We start from the raw sequence: 22,665 nt of genomic DNA, 5'->3' as shown, positions 1-22,665 counted from the left end.
TATGGCAGAGTTCGACACCCAGAGCGGTATCAATCTTGGCATGGTGCAGGACGTCCAGAACCTGGACAAGCTGCGGCGCATGAGCCAGAGCCAGAGCAAGGAAGGGCAGCAGGGGGCACTGATGGCGGCTGCTCGCCAGTTCGAGTCCATCTTCACCCAGACTCTGTTCAAGGGGATGCGCCAGGCCAACTCGGTGCTGACCGAGGGGAACCCGATGAACAGCAGCTACACCCAGTTCTATGAAGGGATGCTGGACGAGCAGCGGGTTGCCGACATGTCGAGCAAAGGGGGGCTCGGCATTGCCGAGATGGTGGCCAGACAGCTCTCCCCCGAGAAGACCTTCACCCATCAGGATGGGCGCGTGCTCAAGCTGCCCGAGCGCACCGAGCGGGTCTACAAGCCCTATCAGCCCCCCAGTGCTTCCAACGATCTGATCGCGGCCTCCAAAGTTGGCAAAGATTTTGCTGATAACGAAATGAAGAGCGAGATGAATGGGGGTGAGTCCCGGCTGGCCCCGCCTCGTCGCCCTCACCGCACCGTGCCGCCCATGGGCAGTATCCAGCGGGCGCCGGCCCTGGATGGCAGTGCCAAGGTGTTCGACAGTCCGGAAGAGTTCGTCGACAGGCTGATGCCGCTCGCCAAGAAGGCGGCGGACAAACTGGGGCTGAGCCCGGCGGTGCTGGTGGCCCAGGCTGCCCTGGAGAGCGGTTGGGGCAAGCGGGTGATCAAGGACGGGGAGGGGCAGATAACCCACAACCTGTTCGGCATCAAGGCCGATCCGCGCTGGGAAGGGCCCAAGGCCGTGGTGAGCACTCTGGAGTATGAACAAGGGGTGGCGTCGCGTCAGAAGGCGGCGTTTCGTTCCTACGAGTCGTTCGAGGAGAGCTTCAACGACTACGTGGACTTCCTGACCTCGGGCACCCGCTACAAGGGGGCCCTGGCCAAGGTCGACAGCCCTGACCGCTATTTCGAGGCACTGCAGCAGGCCGGGTATGCCACCGACCCCCAGTACGCCAAAAAACTTAAACAAGTGTTGCGCAGCGATGCCATCGCCGGCTACTCGGCGCCCGGCAACGCTGCGACCAGGAACACAGAGATGGAGCTGTAAGCTATGGCAAGCGATCTGCTTGGAATCGGGACATCGGGTGTATTGGCCCAGCAGCGGCTGCTGCAGACCACCAGTAACAACATCGTCAACGTCAATAGCCAGGGCTATGTACGTGAACGCACCCTGATCTACACCAATTCCATCGGATTGGGGACGGGGGACATGGTGAGCGAGCGCGTCATCAACGCCTATGCCCAGGCCGAGATGCGCCGGGACACCTCCGCCTACCACGCCTCAGGGGCGCGCTACGATCAGCTCTTCCAGCTCGACAGCCTGCTCGGTGACAGCAGCAACAGCGTGGGCACCACGATCACCTCCTATTTCAAGGCCTTCCATACCGCCAACGAGTCGCCCGCCGAGATCGGGGGGCGCAAGACCACATTGAGCGAACTCAACGGCATGGTGGACAGGTTCCATACCCTCTCCGCCCAGCTCGACAAGCAGAGCGACACCATCAATGCCACCATAGGCGACGAGACGGACAGGGTGAACAGCCTGCTGAACAGCATCAACGATCTGAACCAGGCCATCATCCGCACCCAGGGCTCGCCGGAAGAGAGCCTGATGCTGTTCGATCAGCGGGACGAGGCCATCCGCCAGCTCTCGGAGAAGATGGAGATCCGCACCGTGACCCAGCCCAACGGCAGCATGCTGGTCAACATGAGCACCGGGCACTCCCTGGTGCTGGACGGTGGCGTGGCCCAGTTCAAGGTGGTAGCGGGCAACCCTGACTCCCGGGATGCGACGTTGCAGCTGACCCTGGGGGCCAACAAGGCCACCATCAGCGACAAGGACATGGGGGGGACCATAGGCGGCCTCTTCACCGCGCGCCGGGATCTGGAGCCGACCAAGCGGGAGCTGGGGCAGCTGGCCGTCGCCCTGGCTGACGCCATGAATCAGCAGAACCGGCTGGGGATGGATCTGGACAACAAGCTGGGAGGGGATCTTTTCACCCTCGAGGGGAGCCAGGGGTTGCCGTATGCCGGCAACCAGGGCAGTGGCGCCGCCAGCGTGAACTTCGTGCCCGGCAAGGGCAGCGAGGTGACCACCTTCGACTATGAGGTGCAGTTCAACGGCCCCACCGGCTATGAGGTCTTCTCCATCGATGCCAGTGGCCAGCGCACCTCGGTGGCGACCGGCACCACTCCGCCCGCCAAGTTCGAGGTGGCGGGGCACGGCATCGAGATAGAGCTTTCCGGCGCCCCGGTGGCCGGCGACAAGATAGTGCTGCAACCCACCAAACATGCCGCCGCCGGCCTCGAGGCCGCCATCACCCGGCCCGAGGACATCGCGCTGGCGTCCCCCATCAAGGCGGACAAGAACGCCCAGAACCTGGGCTCGGGCGAGATCACCATCAGCAGCCTCTACAACACGGGAACGGGGTCGGGCTTTGGCACCAACACCCTGGACCCGAGCGCCCCCCAGGTCATCAAGATCGACGGCAGCGGCAATTACGAGGTCTACGACAAGAACAACAACCTGCTCGGGGTGGCGCCGGCTTCCACCAAGGGGCAGAACCTGATGTCCGCTCTGGAGATGCCGCTTGGCACCCCCATAGTGCCGGCCCTGACCCCAGGCTACGACTTCAGCATCACCGGCAAGGTGGAGGCCAATGACAGCTTCACCCTGAGCTACAACAAGGACGGCTTCGCCGACAACGCCAACGGCTTGGCGCTGGCGGAGCTGCAGAACAAGGAGCTGGTGCGCAAGAACAACAATGCCGCCACCAGCAACGACAAGATGACCTTCAACGATGCCTACTCGGGGCTGGTGAGCGGGATTGGCAACAAGACCAGCCAGGCCAAGACCCTGCTGGAGGCCAACGAGGCGAAGCTGACCCAGAGCACCGGCATCTACGAGAGCGTCTCCGGGGTCAACCTGGAGGAGGAGGCGGCCAACCTCATCCGCTTCCAGCAGTCCTATGCGGCCTCTGCCCAGATAGTGAACACCGCCAAGACCATCTTCGACACCCTGCTCTCCTCCGTGAGGTAAGTCATGCGCATCACCACCAACATGATCTATGACCGCAACCTGGCTACCATGAGCAAGGTCAGCGAACGCCAGAACACGGCCTACAACCAGCTGATGACGGGGGACAAGTTCACCCGTGCCGGCGAGGATCCCTCCGGCATGAGCCAGAAGATGGCGCTGACCAAGGAGATCGACCTCTTCAAACAGTACAGTGTCAACGGCAGCCTGCTGGAGAACAGCCTGGGCCACGAGGATACGGTGCTCACCTCCCTCAACAGCGCCATGCTGAGCGCCCAGACCCTGATCCAGAAGGCGAACAACTCCGCCATGGGGGCCGAGGAGCGCAGCGCCATCGCAAGCGAGCTGGAGGGACTGCAGAAACAGATGTTCGATCTGATGAACAGCAAGAACTCCCAGGGGGAGTTCATCTTCGGCGGCAACCAGAGCAAGACCCAGCCCTTCGTCAAGGACGCCAGCGGCAACTATGTGTTCCAGGGGGACACGGGCCAGCGCAGCATCCAGGTCTCTCCCACGGTCAAGGTCCCGGCCAACGACTCCGGTTTCGAGCTGTTCGAGACGGTGGCCACCCGGCGCACCGCCAGCGCAATCAGCACCAACATCCAGGTGGGGATCGGGGATCAGGGGAACTTCGAGAGCTTCTATCGCAACAACTATGACCCGGCCACGGTGACCAACAATCAGTTCACGGTGAGGACCCAAATTGGCCCACCTGAAACCTATCATATTGAGAACAGCCTGGGTGTTGTTGTCCAGGGACCCGCTCTTCCCTATACGGCGGGCAACGCCATCTCCTTCAACGGGCTGGAGCTGACCCTGGATTTGCCTGCCGGCTCGGCGCCTCAAACCTTTGTGCTCGATAAGCCAGTGAACGACAACATACTCAACGGCATGTCCGACTTCATCTCGGCCCTGCGCGACCCCGCGCTCCCGGCAAGCGACTTCCAGCTGGAGGTGGCCGATGCGACGACCCATATGAATAACGCCAGAACCAAGGTGGACAGGGCGCAGGGGGAGGTGGGCAGCCGGCTCAACAGCCTGGAACAGGTGATGAGTTCCAATGACGGGCTAAGCACCCTGAACCAGCAGGCGCGGGCCAAGGTCTCGGAGGCCGACATGTACGAGGTGATCGCGACCCTCTCCAAGGAGGATGCGGCCATGAGCGCCTCCCAGCTCGCCTTCAGCAAGATAAGCAAGCTGACCCTGTTCGACTATATCCGCTGATATCTGCCATTGACCGCCCGCTCCCTCGTGGCCCTGGCCCGGGGGAGCGCTCTTTTCATCCCCAGCCAGCCTCCCGCCCAAATTGTAACAACCCGTTGCCAGGGGCCGAACCTCCTTGACGCCATACGCCCGGGCGCCGATGATGCCGACCGCACGGCACGCCGTGCGCATCATTCGCAGCATCTCGTTAGGCGAGGCTCCTGCATAAACACAGGCCACTGATCTCACGACGTCCAGAGACGCCCAAGATCAGGACAGTTTTCATCGGATTAAGGTGTCAACCCAAGTGGCTTCCGGCATGCCGGATACGTTATGCAGTGCTAAAGCTGGTACGTGGGGATGAAAACACGCCGGACGGCGTCATTTCCTGCCTGTTACTCGTCAATCAAATTGCTGTTTTCTTGCAAACGGCAGCCGGTATGACCGGCTGCTCCCGGGCCCGACCCGGGATCACATGAGGACATCTGTGATGAAGAAAACACACACCCTGCTCAACCGTCATCAACTGCTCGACCCTGCCGCCCTGCGGGGGTGGCTTGCACACAACCAGGATCCGGTGGCCCGCGCCGATCAGCTCCTGGTTCTGCGTCCGGAAGAGCTCAACTGCATCTTCGATACCCTGCCCGAGCGCGAAGGGGCGGCCTTGCTAGGCTCCCTGCCTGCGGCGTGTGCCGGCCAGCTGCTGCTCAGGCTCCATGGCAGCATCGTCGGGGTCCTGCAGGGGGCCATCGCTCGTCGCGACCTGCTGACCATGCTGCGCAGGCTCGATGAGCACGATCGCAAGACCCTGCTCGCCCGTCTGCCCGATCCGGCAAGGCGCGCCTTCCTGTCGCTGCTAGCCTGGCCGGGCGAGTCGGTGGGGGCCAACATGCGTCATGAATACCTTTCTGTGACGGAGGGGGCGACGGTGGAGAGCGCCAGGCAGCTGATCCACGGCGCCTGGGATCAGGCCCGGCTGTTCGGGCACCTCTATGTGGTGGATGACGAGGGGCGCCTGCTGGGCCACGTCTCCCTCAAGTCGCTGCTGATCGCCGATCCCCGGCAGGGGGTGGGGGAGCTAATGGACAGGGAGACGGTGCGCATCAATGCCCGGGCGGATCAGGAGCTGGCTGCCCGCCTGCTGATCGATCGCGACCTCTCCATCCTGCCGGTGGAAGATCAGGGGCGTCTGGTGGGGGTCTTCCACGTGGACGATGCCGCCGACATCCTGGAGCTCGAATCCACCGAGGATGCGGAGTTGCAGGGGGGATCCTCGCCGCTGGACACGCCCTACCTGCAGGCGACCCCCTGGCAGCTGTGGCGAAAGCGGGTGGGCTGGCTGCTCATCCTGTTCGTGGCGGAGGCATACACAGGCACGGTGCTGCGGGCCTTCGAGGAGCAGCTGGAGGCGGCCATCGCGCTCGCCTTCTTCATCCCGCTCTTGATCGGGACCGGCGGCAACAGCGGCACCCAGATCACCACCACGATCGTGCGGGCCATGGCGGTGGGGGAGGTGAGCCTGAAAAACCTCGGCACCGTGCTCAAAAAAGAGATCTCCACCGGCCTGCTCATCTCGGCGGCCATTGCCCTGGCCGCCTGGGTGAGGGCCTGGAGCCTGGGGGTAGGGCCCGAGATCGGCATGGTCGTGACCCTGACCATCGTCGCCATCGTGCTGTGGAGTGCCACCGTCGCCTCGGTGATCCCCATGGTGCTGCGCCGCCTGCGCATCGACCCGGCGGTGGTCTCGGCCCCCTTCATCGCCACCCTGGTGGACGGCACCGGCCTCATCATCTACTTCGAGATAGCCAAGCTGATCCTGCCTGACCTGCAGTGAGACCGGCATAACGACAAAAGGCAGCCATCGGCTGCCTTTTTCGTCTGGGTTTGGCCCTTATCCGAGCTGGAACAGCAGGGGCCAGCCCTGCTCCTGGCAGTAGCGGTGCTCCTTCTCCAGATTCTGCATCAGGAGCCGGTTCTCGTCGCACCAGTCGAGCGGCAGGGTGACCACCAGCTGATCGCCTGCGGCCTGCACGTTCCACTCGGGCAGCAGGTTGTCCTGGCGCCTGTGGTGGGCCGCCACCGCGAGGCGCAGGATGCGGATGCAGCGCAGCACCGTCTGCTCGTCGTGGTTCGGCAGGGCGGGCAGCTCGGCGAGCTTGAGCCCCTTGCGCTGGAAGCGCACCAGGGCCGCGAGCAGGGCCTGATCGTCCTGGTTGAAACCGGGCAGGTCGGTGTTTTGCAAGATGTAGGCTGAGTGTTTGTGGATGCCGCTGTAGTTGATGGCGAGGCCTATCTCGTGCAGTCGCGCCGCCCAGCCAAGAATGGCGCGATAGGGCTCCTCCGGCATCTCCCAGGGGCCGCTCAGGGCATCGAACAGGGCGAGGACGCTCTGCTCCACCCGGGTGGCCTGGCGCTTGTCGATATGATAGTGGGTGGAGAGGGCCAGGGCGGTGCGCTCGCGAATGTCGTGGTGCTGCAACCGCTCCTCGAACTCGTAGAGCAGCCCCTCGCGCAGGGCGCCGTCAGAGTACTCCATCCGCTCGATGGGCAGGGAGGTGAAGAGCCCGAGCAGGATAGCCACGGCGGCGGCGAACACCCCCTGGCGCTCCTCGGTGAGGCCCGCCAGCTTGAGCTGGTCGACCTTCTTGTGCTTGAGCATCTCGGTTTTGAGGCGCTCCAGGCCCGCCAGGGTGATGGCGCCGTCGGTCCACTCCTCCCCCTGCAACACGTCACGCACGGTGCGAATGGAGCCGGAGCTGCCAAGGCAGCTCTGCCAGCCGAGCTTGCGGTACTGGTTGATGATGGGGGCGAGCTGGTGCTGGGCCTCCAGCACGGCGCCGTTGAAGGCCTTCTCGCTCAGCTTGCCGTTAGGGAAGAAGCTCTGGGTGAAGCTGACGCAGCCCATCTTGCGGCTGGTGAGGGCCTTGGGCTCGAACCCCTCGCCGATGATGAGCTCGGTGCTGCCACCGCCGATGTCCACCACCAGCACCTGGCCCTCGATGTGCTGGGTATGGGCGACCCCCTGATAGATGAGGCGCGCCTCCTCCTGGCCGCTGATGATCTCGATGGGGTGGTTGAGCACCTTGGCCGCCTCGCTCACGAAGGCGCGGGCGTTGCTGGCGCGGCGCAGTGTGTAGGTGCCGGCGATGCGGATCTGATCCGGCTTGATATTGGTCAGGCGCTCGGCAAACAGGGCGAGGCAGTCGAGGCCGCGGGCCATGGCCTCTTCCGACATGCGGCGCTGCTCGTCCATCCCTTCCGCGAGGCGCACCCGCTCCTTGATGCGATCGACGATCTGCATCCGCCCCTCGTTGAGGCGGGCGATGACCATGTGGAAGCTGTTCGACCCCAGATCGACAGCGGCGTACAGACTATTGTCCATGGTGTGACTCTATGCGTTTGAGGTAGTCGTAAATCGCGACCTGGGAACGGACCTTGCGGCGGTTGCCCCGCTTCACGTACTCGTTCTTCTGGTCTGCATCGATGACCCGTGCCTTGCAGGTGTCGCCCAGCTGCAGCTCGAGAATGTCGAGGATGCGCTGCTTGAGCCGCTCGTCATAGATCGGAGTACCCACCTCGATGCGGCCGTCGATGTTGCGGCTCATCCAGTCGGCACTGGAGATGTAGAGCTGGGGGTTGCCCTTGTTGTGGAACACCATGACCCGCGGGTGCTCGAGGAAGCGGTCGATGATGCTGATGACCCGGATGTTGTCGCTCAGGCCCGGTACGCCCGGGCGCAGGGCGCACATGCCGCGGATGATCATCTGGATGGGCACCCCGGCCTGACCGGCGGCATAGAGCCGGTTGATGAGGTCCCTGTCCACCAGGTTGTTGATCTTGAGGGTGATGCCGCTGGGCTGCCCCGCCTTGGCGTTGGCCAGCTCGTTGTCGATGAGGCGATAGAGCTGGCGCCGGCTGTTGATGGGGGAGACCAGCAGGTGGTTGAACTTGTAGCGCCGGTACGGGTATTCGATGTACTCGAACACGCTCTCCACCTCGGCGGTGATGTCCGGGTGGCGGGTCAGCAGGGAGAAGTCGGTGTAGATCTTGGCGGTCTTCTCGTTGAAGTTGCCGGTCCCGATGTGGGCGTAGCGCACCGCTTCGCCGTTCTCGTGGCGGGTAATGAGGCAGAGCTTGGAGTGGATCTTGAGGCTCGGCACCCCGAACACCACCTTGACCCCCGCATCGGTCAGGATATTGGCCCAGTCGATGTTGGCCGCCTCGTCGAAGCGGGCGCGCAGCTCCACCACCACAGTCACCTTCTTGCCGTTGTTGGCGGCGTCGATGAGGGAGTGGATGATCCGCGATTTCTTGGCGACCCGGTAGATATTGATGCGAATGGCGCTGACCGCCGGATCGAACGCCGCCTGGCGCACCAGCTCCGTGAAGTGGTGGAACTTGTGGTACGGGTAGTAGAGCAATATGTCCTGTTTGGTGATGGCGTCGAAGGCGTTGACGAAGCCGTCGAAGTCGCGGCAGTCCAGCGCCGGCAGCTTGGGGTTTTCCAGGTAATCCCGGCCCACGTTGGGGAAGCCGATGAAATCCTTGAAGTTGTGATAGCGCCCGCCCGGCATGATGGCGTCGTAGGAGCTGATCTGCAGCTTGAGCTTCAGGAAGCTTATCATGGCCGCGGGCATCTCCCGCTCGTAGACGAAGCGCACCGGCATGGCGGTGAGGCGCTGCTTCAGGCCATCACTCATCTTGTCCACTAGGCTGAGGTCCAGCTGGTCGGAGAGATCGTATTCGGCATCCCGGGTCAGTTTGACCGCGTAGGCCGCAATCTCGTCGTAGTCGAAGAAGCCCTTGAAGATCTCGTCGAGACAGAAGCGGATGACGTTGTCCAGGATGATGATCTGCTTCTTGCGGCGAGTCCCCTCCGGCGGCAGCTGGAAGAAGCGGGGCAGATCGTCGGTCGGCACCTCCACCAGGGCGTACTGGATCACCTGGCCGTTCTTTTTCATCTCGATGGCGAGATAGGTGTGCTCGTCTTTCAGGAACTTGACCGGGTTGACCTCCTTGTTGAGGAGGATGGGGATGATGTGCCGCAGCACCTTTTCCCGGAAGAAGACCCGCAACCACTGCTGGATGGACTCGGAGAGCTGGTTCTCGTTGACCAGGAAGATGTTGTGGCGGGCGAGGGCGAGCAGCAGCTCCTTGTAGGTGTTGTCGAATGCCTCGCCGAGGGCCATCACCTTCTGCTGGATGGCCCGCAGCAGCACCTTGGCCTCGTCGTCGCCGCCGTGCACCTCGTTGATGAGGATGCGGCGCTTGACGTCCGAGACCCGTACCTTGAAAAACTCGTCCTGGTTGGAGGAGAAGATCCCGAGGAAGCGGACCCGCTCGATGAGGGGGACCGTCTTGTCCATGGCTTCTTGCAACACCCGTTCATTGAATGAGAGCCAGCTAAGCTCTTTCTCTTCATACTGCTTGTCGGTGCTCATCTGGTTCCTCTGTGCTCTGATTGCGTCTGCGCGGAAGTTATGGCGTCAAACCATGACGGATTTATGACAGTCAGCGCTATTCGCTCAGATCCTGATCGATGTCGACCACCAGGTCGTCGGAGAGGGACTCCAGGGCGGTGACGAGATCGTCCAGTGCCACCTGTGGCGGCAGGGCCACCAGGGCATGGGCATAAAAGAGGGGGGCGCCGGAGTGGGGCGCGGGTTCGCAGCCCGTGGTGAGGTCGGCGACGTTGACGTTGAGCTGGCGCAAGATGCTGGCCACCTCGTGGACGATGCCCGGCCTGTCGTTGCCGGTGACGCTCAGCATCACCTGACAGGCCGGCTCCGGGCTGAGCTGGCCTTCGGCGAAACTGACGGTGAGACCGGGCAGCATCACCAGCGCCTCGCACAGGCTGCGGTAGTGTTCGTCGGGGACGGCGACATGCAGGATGCCGGCGAATTGCCCGGCCAGTTCACTCATGGAGCTTGCCAGCCAGTTACCCTGCTGTCGGGTGATGGTGTCCGCCAGGCTCTCGACGATACCGGGCTTGTCTGCGCCGATCACGGTGACGACCAATTGCTTTTGCATCCTGCTCTCCTTGAATGGGCTGCTTGGGGTCTGTTGACGTCTGGGGACGACCGCGCGTGGGCCAAACGTCCATGGGCTCTAGCATTGTGCCTGCTGTGACAGGCCAGATGAAGCCCGCCCCGCGCAAATTTAGTGAAAAAACGCGAATGCCGGAGCGGCGTCGATTTCCGCTCTGCCTGAGGCGCGTCCCCCGTGGTAGAGTGTGGCCCCTTCGTGTTGGTTTGAGCTGAATATGTCTTGTGAACGGGATGTGCGTGTATGAATAGCCTCGTCGTATCGGGATCCGTATTGTTGGTGCTGCTCCTGCTGGCGATCGTCTGGCGTCGGGGCAAAGAGAACAGGGCCGAGCCCTATGAGTTGCAGGAAACCTTGCTGAGCCCTGCCGAGCGCACCTTCCTCGGCGCGCTGGATCAGGCCGTGGGCGACCAGGCGCGGGTCTTTGCCAAGGTGCGCGCTTCCCTGGTGCTGACGCCGGAGGCACGCCTGGGCAAGGGCAAGCGGCAGCAGGCGCTTGGCAAGATTGGCGAGAGGCACTTCGACTACCTGCTCTGCCATCCGGCGGATCTCTCCTTCCTCTGCGCCGTCGAACTCGATGAGAGCGGCCACCGCCATCAGAAACGCAGCAAGGGGCGGGATCTTTTCCTCAAGGCCGCCTGCGATGGTGCGGGTCTGCCGTTGCTGCAGATCCCGGCTGGCAGCCATTATGATGTGGAGGAGCTGCGGGAGCAGCTGTTGCCCCTGCTGACAAGGGCGAGCGCCCCGTCGGAGGATCTGCTGCCGGGGGAGCGCCGCGAGCCGACCTTCAGTCCATTGCTGCTCGATGGGGTGGATCTCGGCGCACCCGGGCATGGCGCGAGCATGCCACTGATGGCGTCCCCTTCAACCGTGGAGGCGCCCGTGGAGCCGGAGCCCCTTGTTGCTGCTTCCCAGCTCGTGGCGCCTGAGCCCCTGCTGGTGGACAACCCCTTCCTCGACCCGGATGAGGAAGATGAGCCCCGGACCGAGACTCCGCACTGCCCCCGCTGCGCGGCCCCCCTGGTGGAGCGAGAGGCCAAGAAAGGCCCCCATGCCGGCCGCCTCTTCCTCGCGTGCAGCCGCTTCCCAGAGTGCCGTTACGCCGCCCCCCAGGACAGGGTCAAGCACTGATCCTGCTCGAGGCGCCAGTCCCTGTCGGCGCCTCGCTTTCCCCCTGTAAGACTTTCGCATGACACCGGGTTTGCCCAGAGCGTGATCCCCGTCCCGCCCAGACAGGCTATAATCCGACAAGTTTTGACAATCCGCCGGAATTTTGGCACTTTGTGCCCCTCGTGGCACAGTGCATAGCTGCTTATAATAAACAATTTAAAAACAATAACTTGGCTTCAGGTGTGAAAAATATGGATAGGATGGCTATGGGGGTGCTGCTCGTTGATGGGGATGAGCAGCGGCGTCAGCAATTGGGGACAGTGCTCTCCTTCATGGGGATACCCTGGCAGGAGGTGGTGGAGGCCGATCTCGACGTGGCCATCGACTCTTCCGGTCCGCTGCAGGGGATCCTGGCGGGCGGACTGAGCGAGCGCCCCCTCGGCGAGCTGCTGGCCGCCTACCCGCGCATCCCGTTCATCTCCCTGATGCCGGAAGACCATGGCTCAAGCAACTTCATCGGGGTGGCCGAAGCGCCTTTCACCTATGAGTCCCTGACCCGTCACCTGCACTTCTGCCAGGCGTTCATCTCCCTCCATCCCCGTCACCAGCTCCACGACAAGGGCCAGACGCTGCTGCGCCTGCTGGTGGGCAAAGGGAAGGGGATCCAGGAGGTGCGCCGCCTCATCGGCCAGGTGGCGGAGACCGACGCCAACGTGCTGATCCTGGGGGAATCCGGGACTGGCAAGGAGGTGGTGGCCCGTGCCATCCACGAGCTCTCCTCCCGCAGTCACGGTCCCTTCGTGCCCATCAACTGCGGCGCCATTCCCGCAGAGCTCCTGGAGAGCGAGCTGTTCGGCCATGAGAAGGGGGCCTTTACCGGCGCCATCGCCGCCCGGCGCGGCCGCTTCGAGCTGGCCCAGGGGGGGACCCTCTTCCTCGACGAGATCGGCGACATGCCGCTGCCCATGCAGGTCAAGCTGCTGCGGGTGCTTCAGGAGCGCCAGTTCGATCGGGTCGGGGGAGGCAAGACGGTGCAGGCGGACGTGCGGGTGATCGCGGCGACCCACCGTGATCTGGAGGCGATGATCCGCACCCAGGCGTTTCGCGAGGATCTCTACTATCGCCTCAATGTCTTCCCCATCGAGACGCCGCCGCTGCGCGACCGTTGCGACGATATTCCGCTGCTGCTGCAGGAGCTGCTCAATCGCCATGCGGAGCAGCACAGGGGCATCATTCGCCTGACCCAGCGGGCCATGGAATCCCTGATGCAGTACCCCTGGCCGGGCAACGTGCGCGAGCTGTCGAACCTCATCGAGCGCCTGCTGATCCTCTATCCGAACCAGATCGTCGACGTGGCGGACCTGCCCGGGCGCTACCGGCTGCTGCCCTGCGAGCCCAGGGACGAGAGTCTCACCGAGATGGATGAGCGGGATGCCCTGGCCGCGGTGTTCCAGTCCCCCCCGGTGCTGGACCCGGGCATCGCCATGCCCCTGCCCATGCAACTGCCCCAGGAGGGGGTCAATCTCAAGGAGATGCTGGCCGACCTCGAGGTGGAGCTGATCCGTCAGGCCCTGGAGTCCCAGGACGGGGTCGTGGCCCGCGCCGCCGACCTGCTCAGCATGCGCCGCACCACCCTGGTGGAGAAGATGAAGAAATACGGCATGAGCAAGGACAACTGAGGTCAATGCTTTGACACTCTGCTATTAAAGTATTGATATATAGTGTTTTATTGGCTGGCATGGAAATTGAATAAGCTGACTCAATCGCCAGTTTGAGGTCAGCTTTATGACAATCTCGCCGCAGGACCACCCGCTCCAGTCTCACGAAGTGAGCCAGCTGTACGCCATCTTCACGGCACTGCCGACCGGCGTGCTGCTGCTCGACGGCGAGGGGCTGATCACCCGCGCAAACCCTGCCGCCCTGGCGCTGTTGGGTGAGCCGCTGGAGGGTCTCTCCTGGCGCCAGATCATCGCCCGCTGTTTCCAGCCCCGCGAGGACGACGGCCACGAGATCTCCCTGCGGGACGGTCGCCGGGTGCAGCTCTCCACCCAGCCGTTGCCGGATCAGCCGGGTCAGCTGGTGTTCATCACCGATCTCACCGAGACCCGCCAGCTGCAGGACAGGGTCAACCACATGAAACGCTTGTCGGCGCTGGGCAACATGGCGGCGTCCCTTGCGCACCAGATCCGCACCCCCCTCTCCGCCGCCATGCTCTATGCGGCCAATCTGGCCAACCGCACCCTCAAGCCCGAATCCCGCAGCCAGTTCCAGCAGAAGCTGATGGCCAGGTTGCAAGACCTGGAAAAACAGATCAACGACATCCTGCTGTTCGCCCGTAACGGCGACAACCAGGTGGTGTCCCCCATCTCGGTGCAGGGGTTGCTGGCGGAGGTGCAGGCCGGTGCCGAGGCCTTCTGCCATCAGCAGGGCTGCGCCCTGCACCTGGAGGTACCGGAGCCCGATCTCTGCCTGCTCGCCAACAGCAGCGCCCTGGCCGGGGCCATCAACAACCTGATCGCCAACGCCCGGCAGGCCGGCGCCGACTCCCTGCTGGTGAGCGCGGTGCGCAGCGGCAGCCGGGTGGAGATGCGCGTCCTCGACAATGGCAAGGGGATGCCCGCCGCCTTGCTCGGCCAGATCTTCGAACCCTTCTTCACCACGCGCTCCCAGGGCACAGGTCTCGGGCTTGCCGTGGTGCAATCCGTGGTACGTGCCCACCAGGGGGAGGTCAGCGTGGCCTCGGTGCCCGGCGAGGGCACCTGCTTTACCCTGTCGTTCCCCCTGCACCAGCAAGCGGTGCAGCTTGGAGGTGTAGCATGAATCACGTCTTGCCCCAGTGGGCGTACCCGATCCCCGCCGCAGGAGGTGCAGCATGACCCAGGCCCGCATCCTGGTGGTGGAAGATGACAACGGCCTGCGCGAGGCCCTGGTGGATACCCTGCTGCTCGGGGGCTACGAGTGCCGCGAGGTCGACAGTGCCGAGAAGGCGCTGCTGACGCTCTCCCGCCAGCGCTTTGACATGGTGATCTCCGATATCCAGATGGGGGGCATGGACGGCCTCACCCTGCTGGCGAACATCCGCCAGCAGTACCCCCAGGTGCCCGTGCTCCTGATGACCGCCTATGCCAACATCGACGGGGCGGTGCGCGCCATGCGCGAGGGGGCCATCGACTACCTGGCCAAGCCCTTCTCCCCCGAGGTGTTGCTCAACCAGGTCAGCCGCTACGTGCCGGCCCAGAAAGTGGAGAAGCGCGCCGTGGTGTACGGGGATCCCAAGACCGCCGAGCTGTTCCAGCTGGCGACCCGGGTCGCCAGGAGCGAGGCCACCGTCATGGTGAGCGGTCCGAGCGGGACGGGCAAAGAGGTGCTGGCCCGCTACATCCACGACAACTCCAACCGGTCCGAACAGGCTTTCGTCGCCATCAACTGCGCCGCCATTCCCGAGAACATGCTGGAGGCGACCCTGTTCGGCTACGAGAAGGGGGCCTTCACCGGGGCGGTACAGGGGTGTCCGGGCAAGTTCGAGCAGGCCCAGGGGGGGACCCTGCTGCTCGACGAGATCACCGAGATGGATCTGGGGCTGCAGGCCAAGCTGCTGCGGGTGCTGCAGGAGAAAGAGGTGGAGCGTCTCGGCAGCCGCAAGATGATCCCCCTCGATGTGCGGGTCATCGCCACCAGCAACCGGGACCTGAAGAAGGCGGTGCAGGACGGGCTGTTCCGCGAAGATCTCTACTACCGTCTCAACGTCTTCCCCCTGCGCTGGACGTCGCTCTGGGAGCGTCCCGGTGACATCCTGCCCCTGGCGGAGCACCTGCTGGCGCTGCACGCTGGCCAGCAGGGGCTGCCAGCGCCCCGGCTCTCTGATGAGGCCCGAGAGCGCCTGCTCCGACACCCCTGGCCCGGCAACGTGCGCGAGCTGGACAACGTGGTGCAGCGCGCCCTGATCCTCTGCCCGGAGGGGGTGGTCGGCTGCGAACACCTGATCCTGGAGGAGACGGACGAGGAGCTGGTGCGTCCCCTGGAACGCCTGTCGGTGGAGGGGCTGGGAGGGGAGCTCAAGCAGCAGGAGCACCAGATCATCCTGGACACCCTGCAGGAGTGCAATGGCAGCCGCAAGGCGGTGGCCGACAAGCTCGGCATCAGCCCGCGCACCCTGCGCTACAAGCTGGCCCAGATGCGTGACGCGGGCATCGAGCTGCCCGCCTAGGAGCGGCATACCGTGGCCTTGCCGGTCCGGCTCGATTATCATGGTCCCCTGACGATCTCAATCCGGCTCCCTGCGATCCTGCGCAGGGAGCCCTGTTAGGAGACTCCCATGATCTCTCATCGCAAACTCGAAAGCCTGCTCAACCACCTGCTCGAGCCCCATGCCATCAAGGATTACTGCCCCAACGGCCTGCAGGTGGAGGGGCGCGAGCGCATTCGCAAGGTGGTGACCGGCGTCACTGCCAGCCAGGCCCTCATCGATGCGGCCGTGGCGGCCGAGGCCGACGCAATCCTGGTCCACCACGGCTACTTCTGGAGCGGCGAGCCTGCCCAGATCACCGGCATGAAACAGCGCCGCATCAAGACCCTGCTGACCCACGATATCAACCTGTTTGCCTATCACCTGCCCCTGGACGTGCACCCCGAGGTGGGCAACAACGCCCAGCTGGCCAAGCTGCTCGGCATCAAGGTGCGTCGCGGCCTGGAGCCCTGGAACAGCAAGAGCGTCGCCATGGTAGGCAAGCTGGAGACCCCCATGAGCGGCAGCGATTTTGCCAAGCTGATTGCCGATCGGCTCGGCCGTGAACCGCTCCACTGCGGCGACAGCGGCCCTGAGCTCATCAGCTCGGTGGCCTGGTGCACCGGCGGTGGCCAGAGCTACATCAGCCAGGCGGCGGAGCAGGGGATAGACGCCTTCATCTCCGGCGAAGCCTCCGAGCAGACCATCCACACTGCCCGCGAGATGGGCATGCACTTCTATGCCGCCGGCCACCACGCCACCGAGCGCTACGGCATCAAGGCCCTGGGGGAGTGGCTCGCCACCGTGCACGGGCTGGATGTCATCTTTATCGATATCGACAATCCGGTTTAACCCCGCCAATGGCCTTGCTGCCTGCATCTTTCAACAAGCATTGCGCTGCACGAGGAAAACAAGAGCGACAAATAAAAAAGGGAGGCCAGAGGCCTCCCTTTTTACATTCCGTTCCCGGTCATTCGCTGGCATAACCCGCAGGGCCGAGCCGCACGCCGTCGAGCAGGGCGGCACCCTCCCGCATCTGCAGCCTGCCCTCGCAGAACCACTGCACCACCAGGGGGTAAATGCAGTGCTCCTGCACCTGTACCCGTGCAGCGACCTCGTCGGCCGTGTCCCCTTCGAAGATGGGGACCCGGGCCTGGAGGATCACCGGCCCGCCGTCGAGCTCCTCGGTGACGAAGTGCACGCTGGCACCGTGCTCGTCATCGCCGGCCTCGATGGCGCGCTGGTGTGTGTGCAACCCCTGGTACTTCGGCAGCAGGGAGGGGTGGATGTTGATCATCCGCCCGGCGAAGTGGCGCACGAGATCGGCGCTCAGGATCCGCATAAACCCGGCCAGCACCACCAGATCCGGCGCATAGTCCGCCATCAGGGCCAGCAGGGCGGCGTCATATTCCTCCCGGCTGGCAAACTGCTGCTGGGACAGGATGGCGGTGGCCACCCCGGCTTCCCGGGCACGCACCAGGCCATAGGCATCGGCTTTGTTGCTGATGACGCCGACCACCTCTCCGGCCATCTTGCCGGTGGCGCAGTGGTCGAGGATGGCCTGCAGGTTGCTGCCGCTGCCGGAGATCAGGACGAGGATGCGTTTCATAGGGGAGGTCATTTAATGATGACCTGCTCCTCGCCATCGGCCGCCTTGGCGATGTGACCGATATGCCAGGCGTTCTCGCCTTCGGCCTTGAGCAGGGCCAGGGCTTTTTCCAGCTGATCCGCCGGCAGGGCGATGATCATGCCGACGCCGCAGTTGAAGGTACGGTACATCTCGTGACGGGTGACGTTGCCGGCCTGCTGCAGCCAGCTGAACACCGCCGGCCACTGCCAGCTCTGTTCGTCGATCACCGCCAGGGTGTTGGCGGGCAGCACGCGGGGGATGTTCTCCCAGAAGCCGCCACCGGTGATGTGGGACAGGGCGTGGATCTCGCACTCCTTGATGAGCTTGAGCACGGGTTTGACATAGATGCGGGTTGGCTCCAGCAGGGCATTGGCCAGGGTGGTATCGCCCAGCGGCTGGTGCACGTCCGCCTTGGAGACTTCCAGGATCTTGCGGATCAGGGAGAAACCGTTGGAGTGGGGGCCGCTGGCGGCCAGGGCAATCAGGGCATCCCCTTCGCCGACCTTGCTGCCGTCGATGATCTCGCTCTTCTCCACCACGCCGACACAGAAACCGGCGATGTCGTAGTCTTCCCCTTCATACATGCCCGGCATCTCGGCGGTCTCGCCGCCCACCAGGGCGCAGCCGGACTGCTCGCAGCCGGCACCGATGCCGGTGACCACCGCGGCGGCGGTATCCACGTCCAGCTTGCCGGTGGCGTAGTAGTCGAGGAAGAAGAGGGGCTCGGCGCCCTGCACGATCAGGTCATTGACGCACATGGCCACCAGATCGATGCCCACGGTGTCGTGCTTCTTCAGGTCGATGGCCAGGCGCAGCTTGGTGCCCACCCCGTCGGTACCGGAGACCAGTACCGGTTCCTTGTAGCCAGCAGGGATCTGACACAGGGCCCCAAAGCCGCCAAGACCACCAAGGACTTCAGGACGACGAGTGCGCTTTGACACGCCCTTGATACGTTCAACCAGTGCATTGCCGGCATCGATATCCACGCCAGCATCCTTGTAGCTCAGTGAGGTTTTGTCAGTCACGCGTATTCCCCGTCATATAAAGAAGTGGAGGGTAAAATTCGGGGCGTATTCTAACAGTGGCGGTGAAAAACCAGAAAGGAAATCGTTTGCGCGTTTTTGCGCGGAAATGCTCTACAAACGGCGGCTTTTGTTGTATGATTCCGCGATTTTTTTGCGGCAGTTAGAGGAGATAATAATGAAAGTCGTTGAAGTCAAACACCCCCTGGTCAAGCACAAGATCGGTCTGATGCGTGAAGGCGATATCAGCACCAAGCGTTTCCGTGAACTGGCCAAGGAAGTGGGCAGTTTGTTGACCTACGAAGCGACCTCTGACTTCGAAACCGAGAAGGTTACCATCGATGGCTGGAACGGGCCAGTAGAAGTTGACCAGATCAAGGGCAAGAAAGTCACCGTCGTGCCCATCCTGCGTGCCGGTCTTGGCATGATGGACGGCGTGCTGGAGCACATGCCGAGCGCCCGCGTCAGCGTGGTCGGCATCTACCGCGATGAAGAGACCCTGCAGCCGGTTCCCTATTTCGAGAAGATCGTCAGCAACATCGAAGAGCGTCTGGCCCTGGTCATCGACCCCATGCTGGCCACCGGCGGCTCCATGATCGCCACCATCGATCTGCTGAAGAAGAAGGGCTGCCAGTCCATCAAGGTGCTGGTGCTGGTTGCCGCGCCGGAAGGGATCAAGGCCCTGGAAGCCGCTCACCCGGACGTGGAGCTGTTCTGCGCCTCCATCGACCAGGGGCTGAACGAGAAGGGCTACATCGTGCCTGGCCTGGGCGACGCCGGTGACAAGATCTTCGGCACCAAGTAAGCACTGACCCTGCAGTCGCGCGTTTCATCCGCGCGCAAACGGAGCCGGCACCTCGCCGGCTCTGCTGTTTATCCCCCGTCGGCTTGCTGCCATGCGCGCCTTGCCGCTACCATAAGCAGCATCCCCCATTTCGAGAATCTTCTTTATGCTGAAACGCTTAGCGACGTTCCTCTGCTGCTGGCTGCCGCTCGTGGCCTCGGCTGCCCAGGTGACCGATCTCTACCAGGGCAAGGCACCCACCAGCGGCGACATGACGGCTGCCCAGACCCAGGCGCTGGGGGATGTGCTCGTCAAGGTGACCGGCAGGCGCGACATCCTGACCCAGCCGGACGTGGTCAAGGCACTGGCCGCCCCCGCTGACTACGTGCAGCGCTACGGTTACCAGGACGAAGGGTCGGTGAAGTTTCTCAAGGCCGATTTCGACGTGGCCAAGGTCAATGCCCTGGTAGGTCAGAGCAAGTTTGCCCTGCTGGGCCCCGTGCGTCCGCAGGTGGCCGTCTGGCTGGTGATCGACGAAGGGGAACGGCGCATTCTGCCGGATCAGTCCAGCGACGGCTGGTCCGCCGCCCTGCGCACCCAGGCCCAGGCCATGGGGCTGCCGATCAGCATCCCGCTGATGGACCTTGACGACAACATGGCGGTCAATGCCACCGACGTCTGGGGGCGTTTCGCCGATCCCGTGCTGAGTGCGAGCCAGCGCTATGGTGCCGAGATGGTGGTGCTGGGCAAGCTGACGCCGGAGGGGGAAACCTGGAACCTCGACTGGGGGCTTTACGGTGTCAAGCCGGGTGCCCAGACGAGGGAGCTGACCGAGCTGACCAAGGGGTCGGGGTCGGGTGCCCAGGCCGAGGTGGCACAAGGGTTTGCCGACGCCCTGGCCGGCTGGCTGGTGCAGCAATATGGCACCCGCCTCTCCGGGGTTGCGTCCAGTCAGACTCTGGTGGTGGAGGGGCTGGCCGACATCGACGGCATGATCCAGATACAGAAGTTGTTGCAGGGCATGGCCAGCGTCACCAAGGTGACGATCGGCAAGCTGGAGGGGGACAAGGTCACCTTCAACCTCTCCCTGCAGGGTGACAAAACGGAGCTGGTGCGTGGCTTGCAACTGGAGAGCCGCCTGCACCAGGTCGAAGACAGCGAGAGCGGCCTGCGTTACCAGTGGTCGCAGTGATCCTGCATCGGGATCCCTGTCAACCCCATTGTCACCCAGAGGCGTGCGACCTGCATAACTCCTGGTCGCATGGATGATCCCGCAAGAGGATCCTGACCGCCCGGCATGACCCGGGCGGTTCTCTATCTGCCGCTCTGGTGATACACTTGGCCGCAAATATCACAGTCAAAGCCCAACGAGTGAAGCAACCGGCCCAACTGTCTTTAGCCGTACAACTACCGGATGATGAAACCTTCGCCAGTTTTTATCCCGGCAACAACGCCCATCTGATCACCGCCCTGAAAAATGCGGCCATTGGTCAGGGCTCACCCTTCCTCTATTTCTGGGGGGCCAAGGGCTCGGGTCGCTCCCATCTGCTCCACGCCACCTGCGCCGAGGTCAATGCGCGGGATGCTGCGGCCGCCTATCTCTCCCTCGATCAGTTCGAACAGCTGGATCCCAGCATGCTGGATGCCCTGGAGAGCCTGCCCCTGGTCTGTCTCGACAGCCTGGAGGCGATCGCCGGCAACGCCCTGTGGGAGCGGGCCCTGTTCGACTTCTACAATCGCTGGAAGGAGAAGGGGGAGGGGACCCTGGTGGTGACCGGTTGCAGTGCGCCGCGCAAGCTGGGGCTGCAGTTGCCGGATCTCGCTTCCCGCCTCGATTGGGGGGTGAGCTTCCACCTCGACGAGCTGGACGACGAGGGCAAGCTCAGCGCCCTGCAACTGCGCGCCGAGCTGCGGGGCTTCAAGCTCCCCATCGACGTGGGTCGCTTCCTGCTCAACCGCCTGTCGCGGGACATGCGCACCTTGCTGGAGACCCTCAACCGCCTCGACAACGCCTCCTTCCGTGCCAAGCGCAAGCTCACCATCCCCTTTGTCAAAGAGATCCTGGAGCTCTGAGCCCGCGATGATGTGCGGGGGGTGACCCTCGACAGAATGAGAAACAGCACAAAAAGAAACCCCGGCACCAGGCCGGGGTTTTTGATTGCAGCCGTCAGATGATCAGTGGAACTGATCTTCTTCGGTGGAGCCGGTCAACGCGGTCACCGAGGACTGGCCACCCTGGATGACGGTGGTCACCTTGTCGAAGTAACCGGTGCCGACTTCCTGCTGGTGCGCCACGAAGGTGTAGCCCCGCTCGGCGGCGGCAAACTCCGGCTGCTGCACCATCTCGACATAGTGCTTCATCCCCTCGCCACGGGCGTACTGGTAGGCCAGCTCGTACATGTGGAACCACATGTTGTGGATGCCTGCCAGGGTGATGAACTGGTACTTGTAGCCCATGTCGGAGAGTTCCTGCTGGAAGCGGGCGATGGTGGCATCGTCCAGGTTCTTCTTCCAGTTGAAGCTCGGGGAGCAGTTGTAGGCCAGGATCTTGTCCGGGAACTTGGCCTTGATGGCCTCGGCAAACTGGCGCGCCTCGTCCAGATCCGGCTTGGCCGTCTCGCACCATACCATGTCGGCATAGGGGGCGTAGGCCAGGCCGCGGGAGATGGCCTGCTCGATACCGGCCTGCACCTTGTAGAAGCCCTCGCTGGTGCGCTCACCGGTCAGGAAGCCGGCATCGTAGGGATCGGCGTCCGTGGTCAGCAGATCCGCCGCGTTGGCGTCGGTGCGGGCGATTACCAGGGTGGTGGTGCCGCACACGTCTGCCGCGAGGCGAGCCGCGACGAGCTTTTGCACCGCTTCCTGGGTCGGGACCAGCACCTTGCCGCCCATATGACCGCACTTCTTCACGGAGGCGAGCTGATCCTCGAAGTGCACGCCGGCGGCGCCCGCTTCAATCATCCCTTTCATCAGCTCGAAGGCGTTCAGCACGCCGCCGAAGCCGGCTTCCGCATCCGCCACGATGGGCAGGAAGTAGTCGATGAAGCCCTTGTCCTGTGGGCCCACCTTGTTGGCCCACTGGATCTGGTCGGCGCGGGCGAAGGAGTTGTTGATGCGCTCCACCACGGAGGGCACGGAGTTGGCCGGGTAGAGGGACTGATCCGGATACATGGTGGAGGAGAGGTTGTTGTCCGCCGCCACCTGCCAGCCGGAGAGGTAGATGGCCTCGATGCCGGCCTTGGCCTGCTGCACCGCCTGGCCGCCGGTCAGGGCACCGAGGCAGTTCACGTAGCCCTTCTTGGCGCCGCCGTGGATCAGCTCCCACAGCTTGTCGGCACCCCGTTGGGCCAGGGTGTGTGCCGGCTGCAGGCTGCCGCGCAGGTTCACCACGTCCTCGGCGCTGTAGCCGCGCTTGATCCCTTTCCAGCGGGGGTTTTCTGCCCAGTCTTTCTCGATAGCCTGGATCTGTTGCTCACGGGTCAGTGCCATATCAGTTCCCTCTTTCATTGATTTCACGTTTCCATTGACTTGTTATGGGGGCCGTCACCG

General features: G+C 63.6%; 18 protein-coding genes and 1 riboswitch. Of the genes, 12 read left to right on the top strand and 6 right to left on the bottom strand.

Translation table 11 applies throughout. The features are described from left to right. The first annotated feature begins 1 nt into the window (after position 1). The 4 genes from flgJ to mgtE all read left to right on the top strand — a co-directional run bounded on the left by flgJ (position 2) and on the right by mgtE (position 6,134). Positions 2-1,108 (top strand): flagellar assembly peptidoglycan hydrolase FlgJ, encoded by a 1,107-nt coding sequence (gene flgJ / locus I6L45_RS19235; protein ID WP_216982981.1) that lies wholly within the window; start codon positions 2-4, stop codon positions 1,106-1,108. 3 nt (positions 1,109-1,111) lie between these two features. Then, positions 1,112-3,100, top strand: a complete 1,989-nt coding sequence (flgK, locus tag I6L45_RS19230) for a flagellar hook-associated protein FlgK (RefSeq protein ID WP_216982980.1) — start codon at positions 1,112-1,114, stop codon at positions 3,098-3,100. A gap of 3 nt (positions 3,101-3,103) precedes the next feature. Continuing rightward, the gene (gene flgL, locus I6L45_RS19225) at positions 3,104-4,321 is read left to right on the top strand and encodes a flagellar hook-associated protein FlgL (RefSeq protein ID WP_216982979.1); all 1,218 of its coding nucleotides are present in this window, start codon (positions 3,104-3,106) and stop codon (positions 4,319-4,321) included. A 176-nt stretch (positions 4,322-4,497) separates the two neighbouring features. Next, positions 4,498-4,667, top strand: a riboswitch (M-box (ykoK) riboswitch). A gap of 123 nt (positions 4,668-4,790) precedes the next feature. Beyond that, positions 4,791-6,134 carry a magnesium transporter gene (gene mgtE, locus I6L45_RS19220; protein WP_216982978.1) on the top strand — a complete coding sequence of 448 codons (1,344 nt, stop codon included), beginning with the start codon at positions 4,791-4,793 and terminating at the stop codon, positions 6,132-6,134. A 57-nt stretch (positions 6,135-6,191) separates the two neighbouring features. On the opposite strand, the gene ppx is transcribed toward mgtE, so the two are convergent. The 3 genes from ppx to I6L45_RS19205 form a co-directional block, all read right to left on the bottom strand. Continuing rightward, on the bottom strand, positions 6,192-7,682 hold the full coding sequence (ppx, locus tag I6L45_RS19215; RefSeq protein ID WP_043759411.1) for an exopolyphosphatase: 1,491 nt from the start codon (positions 7,680-7,682) through the stop codon (positions 6,192-6,194). Then, positions 7,672-9,741, bottom strand: a complete 2,070-nt coding sequence (ppk1, locus tag I6L45_RS19210) for a polyphosphate kinase 1 (protein ID WP_043759414.1) — start codon at positions 9,739-9,741, stop codon at positions 7,672-7,674. Before ppk1 ends, ppx begins: the two co-directional genes overlap by 11 nt. 76 nt (positions 9,742-9,817) lie before the next feature. After that, positions 9,818-10,330: a glycine cleavage system protein R gene (locus tag I6L45_RS19205; protein ID WP_043759419.1), complete on the bottom strand. Its 513-nt coding sequence runs from the start codon at positions 10,328-10,330 to the stop codon at positions 9,818-9,820. Positions 10,331-10,588: 258 nt separating this feature from the next. Between I6L45_RS19205 and I6L45_RS19200 the strand changes: the two genes are divergently transcribed. The 5 genes from I6L45_RS19200 to I6L45_RS19180 all read left to right on the top strand — a co-directional run bounded on the left by I6L45_RS19200 (position 10,589) and on the right by I6L45_RS19180 (position 16,532). After that, positions 10,589-11,476 (top strand): DUF2726 domain-containing protein, encoded by an 888-nt coding sequence (locus I6L45_RS19200; RefSeq protein WP_216982977.1) that lies wholly within the window; start codon positions 10,589-10,591, stop codon positions 11,474-11,476. A 239-nt stretch (positions 11,477-11,715) separates the two neighbouring features. After that, positions 11,716-13,134 (top strand): sigma-54 dependent transcriptional regulator, encoded by a 1,419-nt coding sequence (locus I6L45_RS19195; protein WP_302054815.1) that lies wholly within the window; start codon positions 11,716-11,718, stop codon positions 13,132-13,134. 106 nt (positions 13,135-13,240) lie between these two features. Continuing rightward, complete coding sequence (locus I6L45_RS19190; RefSeq protein ID WP_216982975.1) at positions 13,241-14,275, top strand: PAS domain-containing sensor histidine kinase; 1,035 nt, start codon at positions 13,241-13,243, stop codon at positions 14,273-14,275. A 52-nt stretch (positions 14,276-14,327) separates the two neighbouring features. After that, complete coding sequence (locus tag I6L45_RS19185; RefSeq protein WP_216982974.1) at positions 14,328-15,662, top strand: sigma-54 dependent transcriptional regulator; 1,335 nt, start codon at positions 14,328-14,330, stop codon at positions 15,660-15,662. 108 nt (positions 15,663-15,770) lie between these two features. After that, entirely contained in the window at positions 15,771-16,532 is a 762-nt protein-coding gene (locus I6L45_RS19180) for a Nif3-like dinuclear metal center hexameric protein (RefSeq protein WP_216982973.1), read from the top strand. A 118-nt stretch (positions 16,533-16,650) separates the two neighbouring features. On the opposite strand, the gene purN is transcribed toward I6L45_RS19180, so the two are convergent. Together purN and purM are read right to left on the bottom strand one after the other, a co-directional pair. Then, on the bottom strand, positions 16,651-17,289 hold the full coding sequence (gene purN, locus I6L45_RS19175) for a phosphoribosylglycinamide formyltransferase (RefSeq protein ID WP_216982972.1): 639 nt from the start codon (positions 17,287-17,289) through the stop codon (positions 16,651-16,653). A gap of 8 nt (positions 17,290-17,297) precedes the next feature. Next, positions 17,298-18,335, bottom strand: coding sequence for a phosphoribosylformylglycinamidine cyclo-ligase (gene purM / locus I6L45_RS19170; protein WP_216982971.1), 1,038 nt, complete (start codon positions 18,333-18,335; stop codon positions 17,298-17,300). Between the two features lie 175 nt (positions 18,336-18,510). Here purM and upp point away from each other — a divergent pair, with 175 nt between their 5' ends. From upp to hda, 3 genes are all read left to right on the top strand, one after another. Further along, on the top strand, positions 18,511-19,137 hold the full coding sequence (upp, locus tag I6L45_RS19165) for a uracil phosphoribosyltransferase (protein WP_005302745.1): 627 nt from the start codon (positions 18,511-18,513) through the stop codon (positions 19,135-19,137). 145 nt (positions 19,138-19,282) lie between these two features. Next, positions 19,283-20,308: a DUF2066 domain-containing protein gene (locus tag I6L45_RS19160; protein ID WP_216982970.1), complete on the top strand. Its 1,026-nt coding sequence runs from the start codon at positions 19,283-19,285 to the stop codon at positions 20,306-20,308. Between the two features lie 179 nt (positions 20,309-20,487). Further along, positions 20,488-21,189 carry a DnaA inactivator Hda gene (gene hda, locus I6L45_RS19155; RefSeq protein WP_043759448.1) on the top strand — a complete coding sequence of 234 codons (702 nt, stop codon included), beginning with the start codon at positions 20,488-20,490 and terminating at the stop codon, positions 21,187-21,189. A gap of 102 nt (positions 21,190-21,291) precedes the next feature. On the opposite strand, the gene aceA is transcribed toward hda, so the two are convergent. Next, positions 21,292-22,605 (bottom strand): isocitrate lyase, encoded by a 1,314-nt coding sequence (gene aceA, locus I6L45_RS19150; protein WP_043759450.1) that lies wholly within the window; start codon positions 22,603-22,605, stop codon positions 21,292-21,294. Positions 22,606-22,665: the final 60 nt, after the last annotated feature.

It is taken from the genome of Aeromonas sp. FDAARGOS 1415, from assembly GCF_019048365.1.
GTDB classification, from domain to species: Bacteria; Pseudomonadota; Gammaproteobacteria; order Enterobacterales; family Aeromonadaceae; genus Aeromonas; species Aeromonas taiwanensis.
Note: the sequence above shows the minus strand (reverse complement) of the source record. Positions and strands in the feature narration are given on the sequence as shown.

Excerpts from the sequence above, each read along its gene's own strand:
- I6L45_RS19185 (WP_216982974.1), top strand. The coding sequence starts at position 14,328 with ATGACCCAGGCCCGCATCCTGGTGGTGGAAGATGACAACGGCCTGCGC.
- flgK (WP_216982980.1), top strand. The coding sequence starts at position 1,112 with ATGGCAAGCGATCTGCTTGGAATCGGGACATCGGGTGTATTGGCCCAG.
- upp (WP_005302745.1), top strand. The coding sequence starts at position 18,511 with ATGAAAGTCGTTGAAGTCAAACACCCCCTGGTCAAGCACAAGATCGGT.
- I6L45_RS19190 (WP_216982975.1), top strand. The coding sequence starts at position 13,241 with ATGACAATCTCGCCGCAGGACCACCCGCTCCAGTCTCACGAAGTGAGC.
- I6L45_RS19160 (WP_216982970.1), top strand. The coding sequence starts at position 19,283 with ATGCTGAAACGCTTAGCGACGTTCCTCTGCTGCTGGCTGCCGCTCGTG.
- flgL (WP_216982979.1), top strand. The coding sequence starts at position 3,104 with ATGCGCATCACCACCAACATGATCTATGACCGCAACCTGGCTACCATG.
- aceA (WP_043759450.1), bottom strand. The coding sequence starts at position 22,605 with ATGGCACTGACCCGTGAGCAACAGATCCAGGCTATCGAGAAAGACTGG.
- I6L45_RS19180 (WP_216982973.1), top strand. The coding sequence starts at position 15,771 with ATGATCTCTCATCGCAAACTCGAAAGCCTGCTCAACCACCTGCTCGAG.
- flgJ (WP_216982981.1), top strand. The coding sequence starts at position 2 with ATGGCAGAGTTCGACACCCAGAGCGGTATCAATCTTGGCATGGTGCAG.
- mgtE (WP_216982978.1), top strand. The coding sequence starts at position 4,791 with ATGAAGAAAACACACACCCTGCTCAACCGTCATCAACTGCTCGACCCT.
- I6L45_RS19195 (WP_302054815.1), top strand. The coding sequence starts at position 11,716 with ATGGCTATGGGGGTGCTGCTCGTTGATGGGGATGAGCAGCGGCGTCAG.
- purN (WP_216982972.1), bottom strand. The coding sequence starts at position 17,289 with ATGAAACGCATCCTCGTCCTGATCTCCGGCAGCGGCAGCAACCTGCAG.
- I6L45_RS19205 (WP_043759419.1), bottom strand. The coding sequence starts at position 10,330 with ATGCAAAAGCAATTGGTCGTCACCGTGATCGGCGCAGACAAGCCCGGT.
- ppx (WP_043759411.1), bottom strand. The coding sequence starts at position 7,682 with ATGGACAATAGTCTGTACGCCGCTGTCGATCTGGGGTCGAACAGCTTC.
- ppk1 (WP_043759414.1), bottom strand. The coding sequence starts at position 9,741 with ATGAGCACCGACAAGCAGTATGAAGAGAAAGAGCTTAGCTGGCTCTCA.
- I6L45_RS19200 (WP_216982977.1), top strand. The coding sequence starts at position 10,589 with ATGAATAGCCTCGTCGTATCGGGATCCGTATTGTTGGTGCTGCTCCTG.